At 68.1% G+C, this 20,278-nt stretch carries 15 protein-coding genes; all 15 read left to right on the forward strand.

Annotation, left to right across the window (positions count from 1 at the left end; genetic code table 11):
- Positions 1–52 precede the first annotated feature (52 nt).
- The 15 genes from ACIQTO_RS08070 (at position 53) to ACIQTO_RS08140 (ending at position 20,277) form a co-directional block, all read left to right on the forward strand.
- Positions 53–1,828 carry an ABC transporter family substrate-binding protein gene (locus tag ACIQTO_RS08070; RefSeq protein WP_402384472.1) on the forward strand — a complete coding sequence of 592 codons (1,776 nt, stop codon included), beginning with the start codon at positions 53–55 and terminating at the stop codon, positions 1,826–1,828.
- 370 nt (positions 1,829–2,198) lie between these two features.
- Positions 2,199–4,067, forward strand: a complete 1,869-nt coding sequence (gene typA / locus ACIQTO_RS08075; RefSeq protein WP_402384475.1) for a translational GTPase TypA — start codon at positions 2,199–2,201, stop codon at positions 4,065–4,067.
- A gap of 430 nt (positions 4,068–4,497) precedes the next feature.
- The gene (locus tag ACIQTO_RS08080; RefSeq protein WP_402384478.1) at positions 4,498–6,132 is read left to right on the forward strand and encodes an ABC transporter substrate-binding protein; all 1,635 of its coding nucleotides are present in this window, start codon (positions 4,498–4,500) and stop codon (positions 6,130–6,132) included.
- 90 nt (positions 6,133–6,222) lie between these two features.
- The gene (locus ACIQTO_RS08085) at positions 6,223–7,167 is read left to right on the forward strand and encodes an ABC transporter permease (protein WP_402384480.1); all 945 of its coding nucleotides are present in this window, start codon (positions 6,223–6,225) and stop codon (positions 7,165–7,167) included.
- Positions 7,160–8,098 (forward strand): ABC transporter permease, encoded by a 939-nt coding sequence (locus ACIQTO_RS08090; protein ID WP_402384483.1) that lies wholly within the window; start codon positions 7,160–7,162, stop codon positions 8,096–8,098. Before ACIQTO_RS08085 ends, ACIQTO_RS08090 begins: the two co-directional genes overlap by 8 nt.
- Before the next feature lie 19 nt (positions 8,099–8,117).
- Positions 8,118–9,167, forward strand: a complete 1,050-nt coding sequence (locus ACIQTO_RS08095; RefSeq protein WP_402384484.1) for an ABC transporter ATP-binding protein — start codon at positions 8,118–8,120, stop codon at positions 9,165–9,167.
- Positions 9,160–10,179, forward strand: coding sequence for an ABC transporter ATP-binding protein (locus ACIQTO_RS08100; RefSeq protein ID WP_402384487.1), 1,020 nt, complete (start codon positions 9,160–9,162; stop codon positions 10,177–10,179). Before ACIQTO_RS08095 ends, ACIQTO_RS08100 begins: the two co-directional genes overlap by 8 nt.
- Positions 10,180–10,352: 173 nt before the next feature.
- Positions 10,353–11,972 (forward strand): ABC transporter substrate-binding protein, encoded by a 1,620-nt coding sequence (locus ACIQTO_RS08105; RefSeq protein WP_402384490.1) that lies wholly within the window; start codon positions 10,353–10,355, stop codon positions 11,970–11,972.
- A 117-nt stretch (positions 11,973–12,089) separates the two neighbouring features.
- Positions 12,090–13,016: an ABC transporter permease gene (locus ACIQTO_RS08110; RefSeq protein ID WP_402384493.1), complete on the forward strand. Its 927-nt coding sequence runs from the start codon at positions 12,090–12,092 to the stop codon at positions 13,014–13,016.
- A gap of 76 nt (positions 13,017–13,092) precedes the next feature.
- Positions 13,093–14,007: an ABC transporter permease gene (locus tag ACIQTO_RS08115; protein WP_402385218.1), complete on the forward strand. Its 915-nt coding sequence runs from the start codon at positions 13,093–13,095 to the stop codon at positions 14,005–14,007.
- A 15-nt stretch (positions 14,008–14,022) separates the two neighbouring features.
- Positions 14,023–15,072: an ABC transporter ATP-binding protein gene (locus ACIQTO_RS08120; RefSeq protein WP_402384496.1), complete on the forward strand. Its 1,050-nt coding sequence runs from the start codon at positions 14,023–14,025 to the stop codon at positions 15,070–15,072.
- Positions 15,065–16,195 (forward strand): ABC transporter ATP-binding protein, encoded by a 1,131-nt coding sequence (locus ACIQTO_RS08125; protein WP_402384498.1) that lies wholly within the window; start codon positions 15,065–15,067, stop codon positions 16,193–16,195. The genes ACIQTO_RS08120 and ACIQTO_RS08125 overlap by 8 nt, the downstream gene beginning before the upstream one ends.
- A 412-nt stretch (positions 16,196–16,607) precedes the next feature.
- Positions 16,608–18,254 carry an ABC transporter substrate-binding protein gene (locus ACIQTO_RS08130; protein WP_402384501.1) on the forward strand — a complete coding sequence of 549 codons (1,647 nt, stop codon included), beginning with the start codon at positions 16,608–16,610 and terminating at the stop codon, positions 18,252–18,254.
- 93 nt (positions 18,255–18,347) lie between these two features.
- Complete coding sequence (locus ACIQTO_RS08135) at positions 18,348–19,292, forward strand: ABC transporter permease (RefSeq protein WP_402384504.1); 945 nt, start codon at positions 18,348–18,350, stop codon at positions 19,290–19,292.
- Complete coding sequence (locus tag ACIQTO_RS08140; RefSeq protein WP_402384507.1) at positions 19,285–20,277, forward strand: ABC transporter permease; 993 nt, start codon at positions 19,285–19,287, stop codon at positions 20,275–20,277. The genes ACIQTO_RS08135 and ACIQTO_RS08140 overlap by 8 nt, the downstream gene beginning before the upstream one ends.
- Position 20,278 lies beyond the last annotated feature (1 nt).

Genomic DNA, 20,278 nt, shown 5'->3' on the forward strand with positions numbered 1-20,278 from the left:
GCCCGCCGTGTCGGTGCGGCCGCCCGCGCCCGCCCGGCGTTCGATGGCCGCCATGCGCGTCCGCCAGCTCACCGCCGCAGCCGCCGCGCTGCTGCTCGCCGTCGGGGGCCCGGCCGGCTGCTCCGGCGCCCCGGCCCCGGCCCGTCCCCCGGAGCCCGTCCCCGTCTCCGCCGCCCCCACCGCCGTCACCGGTGACCTCCCCCCGTACGACCGGGCCGGGATCCGGGAGGGTGGCACGCTGCGCTGGGCCCTGGACGCCGTCCCCGCCACGCTGAACGTCCACGCGCCCGCGGCGACGGCCGATTCGGCGCTGCTGGCGCACGCCCTCTACCCCTCGCTGTTCCGGCCGGACCGGCACGGCCGGCCGGTCCCCGACCCGGACTACCTGGAGTCCGCCGAGTCCACCCCGCCCGGGCAGCTGCCGCAGGTCGTCACCTACCGGCTCAACCCGCGCGCCGTCTGGAGCGACGGCACCCCGCTCTCGGTGGCCGACTTCACCGCCCAGTGGGCCGCGCTCTCCGGCCGGGACCCCGCGTACACCGCCGCCCGCCCGGCCGGGTACGACGCGATCGACTCGATCACCCGGGGCGCCGACCGGTCCGAGGTCAAGGTCGTCTTCCGCCGCCCCTGCGCCGGCTGGCAGAACCTGTTCGGGCCGCTGTACCCCGCCGTCGACACCGCCACCCCGGCCGCCTTCGACCGGCCGCTGACCGGAGGGACGGGCGGGCACCCCACCGCGGGGCCGTTCACGGTCTCCGGGTACGACGCGGCGGGCGGCCGGGTCACCCTGGTGCGCGACCCGCTCTGGTGGGGGGAGACACCGAAGGCCGACCGGATCGACTTCCTGGCCACCCCGGCGGAGCGCCGGCTGGACGCCCTCGACCAGGACCGGCTCGACATCGCCCCGATCACGACGGCGGTCGACCGGGCCCCGGCGGCGCCCGGCGGCTCGGGTGACGCCGCCGACGCCGCCGTCCGGGCGCTGCGACGCGCCGAGGCGCTGCCCGGCGTCACCGTGCACCGGGCCGCCGCGGCCTCGCTCACCCAGCTCACCCTGAACGCCGCCCGGGCGCCGCTCACCGACCCGGCCGTCCGCCAGGCCCTCGCCCGGTCCGTCGACCGGCGGCGGACCGCCGACGCCGCGCTCACCCCGTTCGGGTTGGCCCCGGCGCCGCTCGGCAGCCACCTGCTGGCCGGCGACCAGGACGGCTACCGCGACAACGGCGACGTCCTCGACCCGGTGGACGCCGGCCGGTCGCTGGACCGGGCGGGCTGGAAGCGTCCGGCGAGCGGTGGCACCCGGACCAAGGACGGCCGGGCCCTCGTCCTCACCCTGCTGGTCCCCGCCGACTCCGCGCTGGCCCGCCGGACGGCCGACGCGCTGACCGCCGGCCTCGCCGCGGTGGGCATCGCCCTGCGGCCGGTGCCCGTCCCCGCCGAGGCCTTCGTCCCCGGCCACCTGGCCACCGGGGACTACGACCTCGCGCTGTTCGCCTGGCCGGCCGGCCCCGATCCGGCGGCCGACCAGCGCCCGGTCTACGCCAAGCCCCGGCCCGGCCCGGACGGCGCCCCGGAGACCGGCGGCAACTACGGCCGGGTGGGTACGGAGGAGATCGACCGGCTCCTCGACCGCGCCGCCGCCGAGCTGGACGGGGCCGCCCGATCGGCCCTGCTCCAGGAGGCCGACACCCGGATCTGGCAGCTCGGCCACTCCGTCCCGCTCTACCAGCGCCCCGAGCTGGTCGCCGTCCGCGACGACGTCGCGGCCGCCGGCGCCTGGGGGTTCACCCGGCCCCGCTTCCAGGACGTCGGCTTCCTCGCCCGCTGACCGGAGCCGTCCGGGCGGCGGGCCCCGCGGAGCGCGCGGACGGCGAGGGGCGGAGCGGCGCGCGGCAGGGCGGGGAGCGGGCTCCGGACGGGGCGGCGGCGGTCGGGCCGCCCGGTGTCCGGGAGCCGTTCCCACGGCGCCCGCCGGGTGAAGAGCGGGTGATCCATCTGTGATCTTGATCCCGCCCGACCTGCTCGTTTCGGCCGACCTGGAGGGTTCCACGTACCATAGGAGGAAGCCGTGGCATGTCCTGCCCGGCGGGTGGACCGGTAGTAGCAGGCGGTACGGGCGGCGGCGATCAACAGGGATCGCCGGTCGGCGTCACGCAGCCGGGCGCCGTAACCCACGATTCCGGGAGAATCCGCTCCGCATGCCCACGCGCAATGACATCCGCAACGTTGCCATCGTCGCCCACGTCGACCACGGCAAGACCACGCTGGTCGACGCCATGCTGAAGCAGGCCGGCGCCTTCGCCGCCCACCAGCACCTCGACGACCGCATGATGGACTCCAACGACCTGGAGCGCGAGAAGGGCATCACCATTCTCGCGAAGAACACCGCCGTCAAGTACCACCCCAAGGAGGGTGGCGCGCCGATCACGATCAACATCATCGACACCCCCGGCCACGCCGACTTCGGTGGTGAGGTCGAGCGCGGCCTGTCGATGGTCGACGCGGTCGTGCTGCTGGTCGACGCCTCCGAGGGTCCGCTGCCGCAGACCCGCTTCGTGCTCCGCAAGGCGCTGACGGCCAAGCTGCCGGTCATCCTCTGCATCAACAAGACCGACCGTCCGGACTCCCGGATCGACGAGGTCATCAACGAGACCTACGACCTGTTCCTGGACCTCGACGCCACCGAGGAGCAGATCGAGTTCCCGATCGTCTACGCCTGTGCGCGGGACGGCGTGGCCTCGATGACCAAGCCGGAGAACGGCACCGTGCCGGCCGACAGCGACTCGCTGGAGCCGTTCTTCTCCACCATCCTGGAGCACGTCCCGGCCCCGACCTACGACGAGGACGCCCCGCTCCAGGCGCACGTCACCAACCTGGACGCCGACAACTTCCTCGGCCGTATCGCGCTCTGCCGCGTCGAGCAGGGCGAGCTGCGCAAGGGCCAGCACGTCGCGTGGATGAAGCGGGACGGCTCCGTCCAGCAGGTCAAGATCACCGAGCTGCTGATGACCGAGGCGCTCACCCGCAAGCCGGCCGAGGTGGCCGGCCCCGGCGACATCTGCGCCGTCGCGGGCATCCCCGAGATCATGATCGGCGAGACCCTGGCCGACCTGGAGAACCCGGTCGCGCTGCCGCTGATCACGGTGGACGAGCCGGCCATCTCGATGGTCATCGGCACCAACACCTCGCCGCTGGTCGGCAAGGGCGGCAAGGGCCACAAGGTCACCGCCCGCATGGTGAAGGACCGCCTGGACCGCGAGCTGATCGGTAACGTCTCGCTCCGCGTGCTGCCGACCGAGCGTCCGGACGCCTGGGAGGTCCAGGGCCGTGGCGAGCTGGCGCTGGCCATCCTGGTCGAGACCATGCGCCGGGAGCTGTTCGAGCTGACCGTCGGCAAGCCGCAGGTCGTCACCAAGGTCATCAACGGCAAGACCCACGAGCCGGTCGAGCGGATGACCATCGACAGCCCCGAGGAGTACCTCGGCGCGATCACCCAGCTGATGGCGACCCGCAAGGGCCGCATGGAGACCATGACGAACCACGGCTCCGGCTGGGTCCGCATGGAGTTCATCGTCCCGTCGCGCGGCCTGATCGGCTTCCGGACCCAGTTCCTGACCGACACCCGCGGCACCGGCATCGCGCACAGCATCTTCGAGGGCCACGAGCCGTGGTTCGGCGAGCTGCGGATGCGCAACAACGGTTCGCTGGTCGCGGACCGCGCGGGCGTCGTGACGCCGTTCGCGATGATGGGCATCCAGGAGCGCGGCACGCTCTTCGTCGAGCCCACCACCGAGGTGTACGAGGGCATGATCGTCGGCGAGAACTCGCGCCAGGACGACATGGACATCAACATCACCAAGGAGAAGAAGCTCACCAACATGCGTGCCGCTTCCTCCGACACCACCGAGAACCTGGTGCCGCCGCGCAAGCTCTCGCTGGAGCAGTCGCTCGAGTTCTGCCGCGAGGACGAGTGCATCGAGGTGACCCCGGAGACCGTGCGAATCCGCAAGGTCGTCCTGGACCAGAAGGAGCGCGGCCGTTCGGCTTCGCGCGCCAAGAAGGCCTGACACTCGGGTTTAAACAGCCTTTGGCGTGAATCGATCGCCCCCCTTTCCAATGGAGAGGGGGGCGATCGTTTTTCACTACTCCACGCTGTCGACGCGCGTATAAACGGAATAGCGCTTAACACAGCAAGGTGTCCGCTGAGCGAACGTGACAGTCCGTCATTCATGACGACTGTCCGTTTAATGCCTGTCTGAGTATGTCTCTTATGTCCGATTTTCGAAACTTACCGACCGTTCATGTGACCTAATTGAGATCGCTAGTGGTCACTTTCGTGTCCGTACGTGACGGATAGTGGGTGCAGTCAGGCTCGGGTCAAGGGTTAACGCGCAGGGGTGCGCGCCGAAACCACGAGCGCGGACGGCACAACGGAAGCGGCGTCAGCCGACCGTGGTGCTCTCCTCGTTGGAAAGTCGATTTCAGGAGGCATCCCCCATGCGCGGTGCAACCCAGACCAAGTGGATCGTCGCGGCGACCGCTATCGCCCTCGCGGCGACCGCTTGCAGCACCAGCTCGAAGAGCAGTGACAAGGCCTCTTCCGGCGGCGGCACCATCGCCGTCCAGCTCGGCGAGCCGCAGCACGGTCTGGTTCCCCAGAACACCGCGGAGTCCGAGGGTGCCGAGGTTCTCGGTGCCGTCTTCGCCGGCCTGGTCGAGTACGACAACAAGACCAACGAGCCGAAGCTGCGCGTCGCCGAGTCGATCGAGAGCGCCGACAGCAAGCTCTGGACGATCAAGCTGAAGGACGGCTACACCTTCCACAACGGTGAGAAGGTGACCGCCCAGTCGTTCGTCGACGCCTGGAACTGGGGCGCCAACCAGGACAACGCGGCCGAGGGCCTGCCGTTCTTCGCCAAGATCGACGGCTCCGAGGAGCTGGCCCCGGGCAAGGACAAGAAGCCCACCGCCGACAAGCTCAAGGGCCTGACGGTCGTCGACGACAAGACCTTCACCGTCGCGCTGACGCAGCCGTTCTCCCAGTTCAAGACCATGCTGGGCTACAACGCGTTCTACCCGCTGCCCAAGGCGTTCTTCACCGACCCGAAGGCGTTCGCCGACAAGCCGATCGGCAACGGCCCGTTCGAGATGGACGGCGCCTGGGAGCACAACAAGCAGATCAAGGTCAAGCGCTACGAGAACTTCCCTGCCTCGGACGGCAAGGCGAAGCTCCAGGGCGTCACCTTCAAGATCTACGACAACCTGGACACCGCGTACAACGACCTGCGCGCCGACAACATCCAGGCCACCGACAAGCTGCCGATCTCGGCCCTGTCGAGCGTCAAGGGCGAGTTCGGCGACCGCTACATCTACAAGCCGGAGTCCGGCGTCGGCTACATCGGCTTCCCGATCGCCACCAACCCGGCCACCTACGGCAAGCCGGAGATCCGCAAGGCGATCTCGATGGCGATCGACCGCGAGGCGATCACCAAGACGATCTTCTCGGGCACCCGCGTCCCGGCCGACGACTTCGTCAACCCGCTGATCCCGGGTTACCGCAAGGGCGCCATGGGCGACGCGGCGAAGTACGACCCGGCCAAGGCCAAGCAGATCTTCGACCAGGCCGGCGGTGTTCCCGGTAACACCATCGAGCTGGGCTACAACGCCGACGGTGGCCACAAGGAGTGGATCGAGGCCGTCGCGAACCAGCTGAAGAAGAACCTGGGCATCGAGGTCACCACCAAGCCGTTCGAGAAGTTCGGCAAGATCCTCGACGCGCTGGGCGGCAAGCAGTACTCGGGCGCCTTCCGCATGGCGTGGTCGATGGACTACCCGTCGATCGAGAACTACCTCCGTCCGATCTTCTCCAAGGTCGCGATCGAGAACGGCTCGAACTACGGCGGTTACGTCAACGACAAGTTCGAGGACCTGCTGAACCAGGCCGACCAGGCGAAGACCCAGGACGAGGGCCAGAAGCTGTACCAGCAGGCCGACGACATCCTGGTGCAGGACCTGCCGTACATCCCGGTGTACACCTACATGTCCTCCGCCGCGTACAGCAAGAAGATCAAGAACTTCGACACCGACGCCCAGGGCCGTATGAACCTGGACGAGGTCGAGCTCGCCGGCTGATCCGGTTAATCAGACGATCGGGGGCGGGTGGGCCGGACTACAGTCCGGTTCCCCCCGCCTCCCTTCCTTGTCCGAAAGTGTGGAGGTCTGATGGGCCGCTATGTCATCCGCCGACTGATACAGGCGATCCCTGTCCTGCTCGGTGCGACGCTGCTGATCTATGCGTTGGTGCACTACCTGCCCGGTGACCCGGTGCAGGCTCTGGCCGGCGAGAAGCGGGCCGACCCGCTCGTGGCGGAGATGATCCGCCAGAAGTACCACCTGAACGACCCGTTCCTGCTGCAGTACTGGAACTACATCTCAGGGGTCTTCCAGGGGGACCTCGGCGAGAGCCTGACCGGTCGCGCGGTAACCGACATGATCAGCGAGGCGTTCCCGTACACCGTCAACCTCGCCCTGGTCGCCTTCGTCATGGAGGCCGTCATCGGGGTGCTGGCGGGTGTCATGGCGGCCCTGCGCAAGGGCAAGTTCATCGACCAGCTGGTCCTCATCAGCACGCTGTTCGTGATCTCGATCCCGGTCTTCGTCACCGGCTTCGTGCTCCAGCTGGTCCTGGGCGTGAAGCTCAAGACCGACTACGGCATCGACTTCTTCCCGGTCTCCTTCAACGAGGAGGACGGACTGCGGGCCTACCTGCTGCCGGCCTTCGTGCTGGCGTCGACCTCGCTCGCGTACGTCGCCCGACTGACCCGCACCAGCCTGATGGAGACCATGCGCGCGGACTACGTCCGCACCGCGGTCGCCAAGGGTCTGAAGCGCCGTCGGGTGATCGGCCGGCACGCCCTGCGCAACGCGCTGATCCCGATCGTCACCTTCCTCGGTGCCGACCTCGGCGGTCTGATGGGTGGTGCGGTCATCACCGAGAAGATCTTCAACATGCACGGCATCGGCGGCCTGCTCGCCCAGTCCGTGTACCAGAAGCAGGGCACGGTGATCGTCGGCATGGTCACCCTGCTGGTGATGATCTACCTGATCACCACCCTGCTCGTGGACCTGCTGTACGCCGTGCTCGACCCGAGGATCCGCTATGAGTGACACCATCACCGTGGGCCCCGACGCCCCCGAGGACAAGGCCCCGAAGGCCGCCCCGGAGAAGAAGCAGAAGCCCGAGCGGGTCGCCAGTCTCTGGTCCGACGCGCTGCGCGACCTGCGCCGCAACCCGGTCTTCATCATCGGTGCCGTGCTGGTCTCCGCCCTGCTGGTGATCGCGGCCGTGCCGCAGCTGTTCACCGACGGCAACCCGCTCGCGGGCGGTGCGTGCGACCTGGCCGACTCCCTGAAGCGCCCGAGCGCCGAGCACTGGTTCGGCTTCGACGTGCAGGGCTGTGACGTCTACACCCGCACCATCTGGGGCGCCCGCAACTCGATCATCGTCGGCGTGCTCACCACCACCACGGTCACCGTGATCGGTGCCCTGCTCGGCCTGATGGCCGGCTGGGTCGGCGGCATCACCGACAGCATCCTGTCGCGCTTCACCGAGATCTTCTTCTCGATCCCGCTGCTGCTCGGCGGCATGCTGATCATGTCGATGCTCGGCAAGGGCAACGCCTACACCGTCTCCGTCGTGATGGCCGTGCTCGGCTGGCCGCAGATCTTCCGCATCATGCGTGCCTCCGTGCTGGCCAACAAGCACAACGACTACGTGATGGCGGCCAAGGCGCTCGGCGCCGGCAGCTTCCGGATCACCTTCCGCCACATCCTGCCGAACGCCATCGCGCCGGTGATCGTCGTTTCCGCGATCAGCCTGGGTGTGTACATCGGTGCCGAGGCGGCCCTGTCCTACCTGGGCATCGGTGTCCAGTCCCCGGAGATCTCCTGGGGCCTGATGATCAGCGACGCCCAGCCCCGCTTCCTGACCGCCCCGCACGTGCTGCTCTTCCCGTCCGCGGTGCTGAGCGTCACGGTGCTGGCGTTCATCATGCTCGGCGACGCGGTGCGCGACGCCCTCGACCCGAAGCTCCGCTGAGAGAAGAGGTGACGACCCGATGACCACCGTGATCGAGAAGAACCAGAAGAGCGGCCGCCTCGAAATCGGCACCCCGCTGCTGGAGGTCCGTGACCTCCACGTGGAGTTCCACACCCGGGACGGCGTCGCCAAGGCCGTGAACGGCGTGAACTACTCCGTCGCCGCCGGTGAGACCCTGGCGGTGCTCGGTGAGTCCGGCTCCGGCAAGTCGGTGACCGCGCAGACCATCATGGGCATCCTGGACATGCCCCCGGGCAAGATCAGCCAGGGGCAGATCCTCTTCCGCGGGCAGGACATGCTCGCCATGAAGGAGGAGGAGCGCCGGCTGATCCGCGGCCAGAAGATCGCGATGATCTTCCAGGACGCGCTCTCCTCGCTGAACCCGGTGATGACCGTCGGCGACCAGCTCGGCGAGATGTTCCGGGTGCACCGCGGCCTGTCCAAGAAGGAAGCCCGGGCCAAGGCCGTCGAGCTGATGGACCGCGTGCGCATCCCCGCCGCCAAGCAGCGGGTGGGCGACTACCCGCACCAGTTCTCCGGCGGTATGCGCCAGCGCATCATGATCGCGATGGCGCTCTCCATGGAGCCCGACCTGATCATCGCCGACGAGCCCACCACCGCCCTGGACGTCACCGTCCAGGCCCAGGTGATGGACCTGCTGGCGGAGCTGCAGGCCGAGTACAACATGGGCCTGATCCTGATCACCCACGACCTCGGCGTGGTCGCCGACGTCGCGGACAAGATCGCCGTGATGTACGCCGGCCGGATCGTCGAGACCGCCCCGGTGCACGACCTGTACGCGAACCCCGCGCACCCGTACACCAAGGGCCTGCTCCGCTCGATCCCGCGCCTGGACCAGAAGGGCCAGGAGCTGTACGCGATCAAGGGCCTGCCCCCGAACCTGCTGAAGGTCCCGACCGGCTGCGCGTTCAACCCCCGCTGTGACGTCGCCACCGACCTGTGCCGCTCGGAGATCCCGAAGCTGCACCAGGTGACCGACAAGGACGGCACGGAGCTCACCGGCCGCCGCAGCGCGTGCCACCTCTGGAAGGAGACCCTCCATGGCTGAGCCCATCCTGGAGGTCAAGGACCTGGTCAAGCACTACCCGCTGACCCAGGGCATCCTCTTCAAGAAGCAGGTCGGCGCGGTCAAGGCGGTCGACGGCATCTCCTTCGAGCTGATGAAGGGCGAGACGCTCGGCATCGTCGGCGAGTCCGGCTGTGGCAAGTCCACGCTGGCCAAGGTGCTGATGAACCTGGAGCGGGCCACCTCCGGCCAGGTGCTGTTCAAGGGCGAGGACATCTCCAAGCTGTCCGGCGCCGCCCTCAAGGCGGTCCGCCGGAACATCCAGATGGTGTTCCAGGACCCGTACACCTCGCTCAACCCGCGCATGACGGTCGGCGACATCATCGGCGAGCCCTTCGAGATCCACCCCGAGGTGGCTCCCAAGGGCGACCGCCGCAAGGCCGTCCAGGACCTCCTGGACGTCGTCGGCCTGAACCCGGAGTACATCAACCGGTACCCGCACCAGTTCTCCGGCGGCCAGCGCCAGCGCATCGGCATCGCCCGCGGCCTCGCGCTCAAGCCCGAGATCATCATCTGCGACGAGCCGGTCTCCGCACTGGACGTCTCGGTCCAGGCCCAGGTGATCAACCTGCTGGACCAGCTGCAGACCGAGTTCGAGCTGTCGTACATGTTCATCGCGCACGACCTCTCGATCGTCCGGCACATCTCCGACCGGGTCGGCGTGATGTACCTCGGCAAGATGGTCGAGATCGGCAGCGACGAGGCGATCTACGAGAACGCCACGCACCCGTACACCCAGGCGCTGCTCTCCGCGGTGCCGGTGCCGGACCCGACGGCGCGCGAGTCCCGCGACCGGATCATCCTGACCGGCGACATCCCCTCGCCGGCCAACCCGCCGTCCGGCTGCCGCTTCCGCACCCGCTGCTGGAAGGCGGAGGAGCGCTGCTCCACCGAGTCCCCGCTGCTGGCGATCCCGACCACGCTGAGCGGCCCGGCCGCCCACGAGTCGGCCTGCCACTTCGCCGAGGTCCGGGAGACGGTCGCCGCCGTCTGATCCCCGAGGCGTTCCCCGGAAGGGCCCGCGGCTTTCGAGCCACGGGCCCTTCCGGCGTTCCGTCAACTTCCCGCGGGGTCCCTGCACCCGTCCGGGGGTACCCGACTCGCGCCGCCGGGCGGCCGCGCTTCTCATGGGGTGTGATGCGACACACACCTTGAGGAGGGACCTCCATGCCCGCAGCCACTCGTGCTCGATGGGTCCTCGCCGCTGCGACATCTGTGGCCCTGGTGGCCAGTGGGTGCAGCAGTAGCGGCGGAGGCGGCAGTTCGTCGGACAGCAGCAAGACCTTCAGCTACCAGAGCAGCGAGCCACAGAACCCCCTGCAGCCCGCGAACGCGAACGAGACCGGTGGCGGCCGCATCCTGCAGAACCTGTTCAAGGGGCTGGTCGACTACGACCCCAGTACCGCGAAGATCCGGATGCAGGTCGCGGACTCGATCGACACCAGTGACTCGCAGACCTTCAACGTCACGCTGAAGAGCGGCTGGACGTTCCACGACGGCACTCCGGTCACGTCGCAGAACTTCGTGGACGCCTGGAACTGGGGCGCGACCACCAGCAACAACCAGATCAACAGCTCCTGGTTCTCCGACATCGAGGGCTACCAGGACGTCCACCCGGCCAGTGGCCAGCCGACCGCGACCAAGATGTCCGGGCTGACCGTCACCGACGACACGCACTTCACCATCAAGCTGCGGAACAAGGTCTCGTACTTCGAGTACAAGCTCGGCTACATCGCCTTCTCCCCGCTCCCCACCGCCTTCTTCAACGACCCGGCCGGGTACGGACAGAAGCCGGTGGGCAACGGCGCCTACCAGTTCGTCAGCTGGGACCACAACTCGCAGGTGGTGACCAAGGCGTACCCGAACTACCAGGGCGTGGACAAGCCGAAGAACGGCGGCATCGTCTTCAAGATGTACAACACGGCCGAGGCCGCCTACGCGGACCTGCAGTCCAACAACCTCGACGTGATGGACCAGGTGCCGCCGTCCGCGCTGGCCACCTACAAGAGCGACCTCGGAGACCGGGCGATCGACTCGCCGCAGGGTGCCATCCAGAACATCGGCTTCACGCTCTACCAGCCGGAGTGGGCCGGCCCCGAGAAGGCCAAGGTCCGCCAGGGGCTGTCGATGGCGATCGACCGGCCGACCATCACCAAGACGGTCCTCCAGGGCTCGCGCGCGCCGGCCTCCGCCTGGGTCGCGGACGGCGTGGAGGGCTACAAGGCCGGCCAGTGCGGCGACTTCTGCAACTTCGACCCGGCCAAGGCGAAGCAGCTCGTCACCGAGGGCGGCGGCGTCCCCGGCAACAGGCTGACCATCACCTACAACGCGGACGGCGGCCACAAGGAGTGGGTGGACGCGGTCTGCAACTCGATCCGGCAGAGCACCGGCGTGGACTGCGTGGGTGACCCGAAGCCCGACTTCAAGACCGCCCGTGCGGCGATCACCGGCCACCAGATCAGCGGCGCCTTCCGGACCGGCTGGGTGCAGGACTATCCGCTGAACGCCAACTTCATGGCCGACGTCTACCGCACCGGCGCCGCGTCCAACGACTTCGGTTACAGCAGCCCGCAGTTCGACCAGCTGGCCGACCAGGCCGACCGGGCCGCCAGCGTGAGCGACACGGTGACCGGCTACCAGCAGGCGGAGAAGGTGCTGGCCAACGACATGCCGGCCATCCCGCTCTGGTACTACCGCACCAACTCGGGCTACTCCACCAAGGTCCAGAACGTGGCCTTCGACTCCTTCGGCAACCCGGCCTGGACCCAGGTCGAGGTCAAGGGCTGATCCAGCCCCTCGCGCCGGCCCCGCCCTCCCCGCACGGAGGGCGGGGCCCGGGCACTCGGCCCGACGGCCCTCCGCACCCGGTCACGGGCCGACCAGTCACCTAGGAAGGAGGCTCGGATGGGAAGTTATGTGCTGCGGCGGGTGCTGCAGATGATCCCGGTGTTCTTCGGATCTACATTCCTGATCTTCCTGATGGTCTACACGCTGCCGGGGGACCCGGTCGCCGCGCTGTTCGGGGACAAGGCCGCCGACCCGGCGGTGGTGGCCAACCTGAAGCACAAGTACTACCTCGACCAGCCGCTCTGGAAGCAGTACCTGCACTACATGGGGAACCTCTTCCAGGGCGACTTCGGAATGAGTTTCACCGGCCGCTCGGTCACCGACATCATGGCGGACGCCTTCCCGGTCACCATCCGGCTGGCCCTGATGGCCTTCGCCTTCGAGCTGATCGTCGGGCTGACGCTCGGCCTGGTCTCCGGTCTCAAGCGCGGCAGCATCCAGGACACCCTGGTGCTGGTCCTGACCCTGGTGGTGATCTCGATCCCGGTGTTCGTCCTGGCGTACATCGCCCAGACGATCTTCGCGACCAATCTGGGGTGGGTCACCCCGACCGTGCAGGACTCCACGGACCTCTCCCAGCTGATCCTGCCCGCGATCGTGCTGGGTTCGCTCTCCCTCGCGTACGTCGCCCGGCTCACCCGGACGTCGATCGGGGAGAACCTGCGGGCCGACTACATGCGCACCGCGGTGGCCAAGGGCCTGCCCCGGCGCACCGTCATCACCCGCCATCTGCTGCGCAACTCGCTGATCCCGGTGGTCACCTTCCTCGGGACCGACCTCGGCGCGCTGATGGGCGGCGCGATCGTCACCGAGGGCATCTTCAACGTCCAGGGCATCGGCAACGTGCTGTACCGGGCGATCAACCAGAAGGAGGGCCCCACCGTGGTCGGCATCGTGACCGTCCTGGTGATCGTCTACCTGGTCGCCTCCCTGATCGTCGACCTGCTCTACGCGGTCCTGGACCCGAGGATCCGCTATGCCTGACCTGCGTGACGAGGGCGAGTTCAAGCCGCATCCGGCGCCGGGGGTCGACCACCTCGACTACGCCGGCGAGCAGGGCATGGCGGTCGAGCAGGAGACCCTGGTCGAGGGCGACCCGGCCAAGCGCGAGGAGGCCCGCAGCCTCTGGGGCGACGCCTGGCGGGACCTGCGGCGGCGGCCGATCTTCCTGATCTCGGCACTGCTGATCGTGCTGCTGATCGTGATGTCGATCTTCCCCTGGGCGTTCACCGACGCCAACCCCCGCAAGGCCGACCTGGTCAACGACTTCCTGAAGCGCCCGGACTGGACGGACTTCTTCGGCGCCGGCTGGTTCGGCTACGACGGCCAGGGCCGGTCCATCTACGCCCGGGTGGTCTACGGGGCCCGGGCCTCGATCACCGTCGGCATCTTCGTGACCCTGGGGGTCACCCTGCTCGGCGGGCTGACCGGGATGGTCGCCGGGTACTTCGGCGGCGTGGTGGATGCCGTGATCTCCCGGATCGTCGACATCTTCTTCGGCATCCCGCTGCTGCTCGGCGCGCTGGTCCTGCTGGGCGCCTTCTCCGCCCGCACGGTGTGGAGCGTGGTGATCGCCCTCGCGGTGCTCGGCTGGACGCAGATCGCGCGCGTCATGCGCGGCGCCGTCCTGACCGTCAAACAGTCGGACTACGTGGTGGCCGGCCGGGCGCTCGGCGCGGGCACCGGGCGGTTGATGGTGCGGCACATCCTGCCGAACGCGCTCGCCCCGGTCATCGTCGTCGCCACCATCGCGCTGGGCGGCTACATCGCGACCGAGGCCACGCTGAGCTTCCTCGGCATCGGCCTGCAGGACCCGACCATCTCCTGGGGCATCGACATCGCCTCCGCCCAGAAGGTCATCCGGACGGCCCCGTACGTGCTGTTCTTCCCGGCCGCGGCGCTGTCGATCACGGTGCTGGCCTTCATCATGCTGGGCGACGCGGTGCGCGACGCCCTCGACCCGAAGCTTCGCTGAGCGAGGGGACTCATCGTGACCACAGCTGTCGACACCGGCAAGCCGAAGCGGGAGGCGCCCTACGAGGGGCCGCTGCTGGACGTCCGGGACCTGCACGTGGAGTTCGTCACCCGGGACGGTGTGGCGAAGGCGGTCAACGGGGTCAACTACAGCGTCCGCGCGGGGGAGACCCTGGCGGTGCTGGGGGAGTCCGGTTCGGGCAAGTCGGTGACCGCGCAGGCGATCATGGGCATCCTGGACATGCCGCCGGCCCGCATCCCCCAGGGCGAGATCCGCTTCCGGGGCCAGGACATGCTGACGATGGGCAAGGAGGAGCGGCGGAAGATCCGGGGCCAGAAGATCGCGATGATCTTCCAGGACGCGCTCTCCTCGCTCAACCCGGTGCTGAGCGTCGGGTTCCAGCTCGGCGAGATGTTCCGGGCCCACCAGGGGACCTCGCGCAAGGAGGCCAAGGCCAAGGCCGTCGAGCTGATGGACCGGGTACGCATCCCGGCGGCGAAGGACCGGGTCAACGACTATCCGCACCAGTTCTCCGGCGGTATGCGCCAGCGCATCATGATCGCGATGGCGCTGGCACTGGAGCCGGACCTGATCATCGCGGACGAGCCGACCACGGCGCTGGACGTGACCGTGCAGGCCCAGGTGATGGACCTGCTGGCGGAGCTGCAGGCCGAGTTCCACATGGGTCTGATCCTGATCACCCACGACCTCGGTGTGGTCGCCGACGTCGCGGACAAGATCGCCGTGATGTACGCCGGCCGGATCGTCGAGACCGCCCCGGTGCACGAGCTGTACGCGCGGCCGGCCCATCCGTACACCAGGGGTCTCCTGGACTCGATCCCGCGCCTGGACCAGAAGGGCCAGGAGCTCTACGCGATCAAGGGACTGCCGCCCAACCTGCTGCGGATCCCGCCCGGTTGCGCCTTCAACCCGCGCTGCCCGCGGGCCCAGGACATCTGCCGGGCCGAGGTGCCGAAGCTGTTCCAGGTCACCGCGGACGACGGCACCGAGCTGCCCGGGCGGGGCAGCGCCTGCTTCTTCTGGAAGGAGACCCTCCATGGCTGACGGGGCCAGCCCGCTCGGGCCCGCGGTGCCGCAGGAGGTGACGTTCGCGCAGGAGGTGCCGCGCGGCGAGCCGATCCTCGAAGTCCGGGATCTGGTCAAGCACTTCCCGCTGACGAAGGGCGTCGTCTTCAAGAAGCAGGTCGGCGCGGTGAAGGCCGTCGACGGGGTCAGCTTCGACCTGATGCAGGGCGAGACGCTCGGCATCGTGGGGGAGTCCGGCTGCGGCAAGTCCACGCTGGCCAAGGTGCTGATGAACCTGGAGCCGGCCACCGGCGGGTCGGTGCGCTACAAGGGGGAGGAGATCTCCCGGCTCTCCGGCGCGGGGCTGAAGGCGGTCCGCCGGAACATCCAGATGGTGTTCCAGGACCCGTACACCTCGCTCAACCCGCGGATGACGGTCGGCGACATCATCGGCGAGCCGTACGAGATCCACTCCGACGTGGCGCCGAAGGGCGACCGCCGCCGGGCCGTCCAGGACCTGCTGGACGTGGTCGGCCTGAACCCGGAGTACATCAACCGGTACCCGCACCAGTTCTCCGGCGGTCAGCGCCAGCGCATCGGCATCGCCCGGGGGCTGGCGCTCAAGCCGGAGGTGATCATCTGTGACGAGCCGGTCTCCGCACTGGACGTCTCGGTCCAGGCCCAGGTGATCAACCTGCTGGAGCAGCTGCAGACCGAGTTCAACCTCTCGTACATGTTCATCGCGCACGACCTCTCGATCGTCCGGCACATCTCCGACCGGGTCGGCGTGATGTACCTCGGCAGGATGGTGGAGATCGGGTCCGACCTGGAGATCTACGACCACGCGACGCATCCGTACACCCAGGCGCTGCTCTCCGCGGTGCCGGTGCCGGACCCGACGGCGCGTGAGTCCCGCGACCGGATCGTGCTCGTCGGGGACGTGCCGTCGCCGGCGAACCCGCCGTCCGGCTGCCGGTTCCGCACGCGCTGCTGGAAGGCCCAGGAGCGGTGCGCCGCGGAGGTGCCGCTGCTGGCCGCTCCGGCCTGGCTGGACGGGCTCGCCCGGCACGACTCGGCCTGCCACTTCGCGGCTGAGCGCGGGGCCGGCGACGGCGGGCAGGGCCGCGAGGGCGGCGCGGCGCCCGCACCGGAATCCAGTTGACACAGTCCTGCTGACCCCGCACCAAGGGCGCGTCCTCCATCCGGAGGGCGCGCCCTTGCGTTGTCCTGCGGAAACGCCGGAATTCCGGCTCCGGAAATGATCATTACGCTCCGTAAAGCATCGAATACCGGAACTTATTGTTCGGTATTCGGAAACCGGAGTCCGGCCTTCCGGGTGCGATATGCAGGAATTTGGCGAGCATTGTCACGACTTGGTCTGAGCATGTAATTGAAAAGAGATGTGACGCGGATTCCGCCGGAGGGGTCGGGTGATCGATAGTTGCTCTGCGCGTATCAGTGGTCACCTCGCCAACTGTGCGGATCGGCCCTGAGATGTCGACCCTCGCCATGCCCGGCACACCGACTGGCGGGGCGCCGTTCGTTCGTAAGCCCCTAAATCGAGAGGCAGTTGAATGAGGCTCACCAAGACGATGCGTTGGACCGCGCTGGCGGCCTGCACCGCGCTTGCGATCTCCGCGTGCAGCACCGGCAGTGACAAGAAGTCCTCGGACCAGGCGAGCGGCGGATCCGGCAAGAAGGGCGGCTCGATCAGCATCGAGTCGGGTGAGCCGCAGCACGGCCTGGTGCCGCAGAACACGGCCGAGTCCGAGGGTGCCTCGGTCCTCTCGGCGCTCTTCGTCGGCCTGATCGACTACGACAACAAGGACAACTCGCCCAAGCTCCGGGCCGCGGAGTCGATCGAGAGTCCCGATGCGACCACCTGGACGATCAAGCTCAAGGACGGCTACACCTTCCACAACGGCGAGAAGGTCGTCGCGCAGAGCTTCGTCGACGCCTGGAACTTCGGGGCGAACCAGGACAACGCGAACGAGGGCCTGCCGTTCTTCGACAAGATCCTCGGTTCCGACGAGCTGGCCCCGGGCAAGGACAAGAAGCCCGCCACGGACAAGCTCAAGGGCCTCAAGGTCGTCGACGACAAGACCTTCACGGTGACGCTCAAGGCGCCGTTCTCCCAGTTCAAGACCATGCTCGGCTACACCGCGTTCTTCCCGCTGCCGAAGGCGTTCTTCACCGACCCGAAGGCCTTCGAGGACGCGCCGATCGGAAACGGCCCGTTCCAGATGGACGGGAAGTGGGAGCACAACAAGCAGATCAAGGTGAAGCGGTACGAGAACTTCCCGGCGGCCGACGGAAAGGCCAAGCTGGATTCCGTAACCTTCAAGATTTACGACAAGCTGGAGACCGCGTACAACGACCTGCGCGCGGGCAACATCCAGATCACCAACAAGCTCCCGGTCTCGGCGATGTCGAGCGTCGCCCAGGAGTTCGGTGACCGCTACATCTACAAGCCGGAATCCGGGGTCGGTTACCTCGGATTCCCGATCTCGACCAATCCGGCGTTCGCGAATCCGGAGATCCGCAAGGCGATCTCGATGGCGATCGACCGGGAAACGATCACCAAGACCATCTTCTCGGGCACCCGCGTCCCGGCCGACGACTTCATCAGCCCGATCATTCCCGGGTACCGCAAGGGCGCCATGGGCGATGTCGCCAAGTACGACCCGAAGAAGGCCAAGGAGCTCTTCACCCAGGCCGGCGGCCTGCCCGGCAACACGCTGGAGATCGGCTACAACGCCGACGGCGGCCACAAGGAGTGGATCGAGGCGGTCGGCAACCAGCTGAAGAACAACCTCGGCGTCGAGGTCACCTTCAAGCCGTTCGAGAAGTTCGGCGCGATCCTCACCGCGCTGGGCGACCACAAGTACTCCGGCGCCTTCCGGATGGCCTGGCAGATGGACTACCCGTCGATCGAGAACTACCTGCGGCCGATCTTCTCCAAGATCGCGATCGACAACGGCTCCAACTACGGCGGCTACGTCAACGAGGACTTCGAGGCCCTGCTGGCGAAGGCCGACAGCGCGACGAGCGACACCGAGGGCATCAAGCTCTACCAGCAGGCCGACGACATCCTGATCAAGGAACTGCCGTACATCCCGGTCTACACGTACATGACCTCCGGTGCCTACACCAAGGCTGTGAAGAACGTCGTCATCGACGCCCAGAACCGCATCGACCTCGCCGACGTAGAGCTGGCCTGACCGCGTCCCAGCTGACCGGCACGAGCTGACGGGCGGTGCGGGCAACCCCCGTGCCGCCCGGCACAGGCGTGCCCCGAACCACGAGGAGGCCGCATGGGCCGCTATGTGGTCCGCCGAATCATCCAGGCCATACCTGTGATCCTCGGCGCGACGTTCCTGATCTACGCACTGGTTTTCCTGCTGCCTGGCGACCCCATCACGGCACTGGCCGGTGAGAAGCGGCAGGACCCCGCCGTCGTCGCGGTCCTGCGGGACCGCTACCACCTGGACGACCCGTTCTTCATCCAGTACTGGGACTACCTGGTCGGCCTGTTCAAGGGCGACTTCGGGGAGGACTACCGCGGCAACCAGGTCGTGGACGTCATGAAGACGGCCTTCCCGTACACCATCAACCTGGCGGTGACCGCGCTGGTCATCGAGATGGTGGTGGGAGTCACCGCGGGTGTGGTCGCGGCCCTGCGGCGCGGCAAGTTCATCGACAACGTGGTGCTGATCTCGACCCTGATGGTCATCTCGATCCCGGTCTTCGTGATCGGCTTCGTGCTGCAACTGGTCCTCGGGGTGAAGCTCAACACCGACTACGGGATCGACTTCTTCCCGGTCTCGTTCAACGAGGACGCCGGCTTCCGGTCCTATCTGCTGCCGGCCTACGTCCTCGCCTCCACCTCACTGGCGTACATCGCCCGGCTCACCAGGACCAGCCTGATCGAGGTGATGCGGGCGGACTACGTCCGCACGGCGGTCGCCAAGGGACTCGGCCCGCTGCGGGTGGTCGTCCGGCACGGGCTGCGCAACGCGCTGATCCCGATCGTCACCTTCCTGGGCATGGACCTGGGCGGGCTGATGGGCGGTGCGGTCATCACCGAGGGCATCTTCAACATCCCCGGGGTCGGACACCAGCTCTTCCAGTCCGTCTACCTGCGGGAACGCACCATCGTGGTGGGCATCGTGAGCGCTCTGGTGCTCGTCTACCTGTTCGCCAACCTGGTGGTCGACCTGCTGTACGCCGTCCTGGACCCGAGGATCCGCTATGAGTGAGCCGACGAAGAGCGAGAACACGAAGGCGACGATCCCCGGGCAGCCCGGAACCGGATCGGCCGGGAGCGGGCCGGCCGCCGGAGCCGGGACGCTCACCAAGGACGGCAAGGGCGGCAAGGCCGGCAACGAGCGGGTGGCCAGCCTGTGGACCGACGCCTGGTACGACCTGCGGCGCAACCCGCTGTTCCTGATCGGCGGGTTCCTGGCGCTGTTCATGGTGGCGCTCGCCGTCGCCCCGCACCTGTTCACCGACGGGGACCCGAGGTCGGCGGGCTTCTGCAACCTGGCCGACTCGCTGAAGCGGCCCAGCGCCGACCACTGGTTCGGCTTCGACGTCCAGGGCTGCGACATCTACACCCGCACCGTCTGGGGCGCCCGCAACTCGATCATCGTCGGCATCCTGACCACCTCGCTGGTGGTCGCCGTCGGCGGCACGCTGGGCCTCTGGGCCGGCTGGATCGGCGGGGTCTGGGACAGCCTGCTCTCCCGGGTCACCGAGATCTTCTTCGCCATCCCGCTGCTGCTCGGCGGCATGCTCATCATGTCCACCTGGGGCAAGGGCAACGCCTGGACGGTCTCCGCGGTGATGGCCGTCCTCGGCTGGCCGCAGATCTACCGGCTGATGCGCTCGGCGGTGCTCTCCAACAAGCACAACGACTACGTGGTCGCGGCCAAGGCGCTCGGCGCCGGCACCGGACGGATCGTCTCCCGGCACATCCTGCCGAACGCGGTCGCCCCGGTGATCGTGGTCTCGACGATCAACCTGGGCGTCTACATCGGGGCCGAGGCGGCGCTCTCGTACCTCGGCATCGGCATCCAGTCCCCGGCGATCTCCTGGGGCCTGATGATCAGTGACGCGCAGTCCCGCTTCCTGACCGCGCCCCATGTGCTGCTCTTCCCGGCCATCGTGCTGAGCATCACGGTGCTGGCGTTCATCATGCTCGGCGACGCGGTGCGCGACGCCCTCGACCCGAAGCTGCGCTGAG

Source organism: Kitasatospora sp. NPDC091207 (genome assembly GCF_044768625.1).
Classification (GTDB): Bacteria; Actinomycetota; Actinomycetes; order Streptomycetales; family Streptomycetaceae; genus Kitasatospora.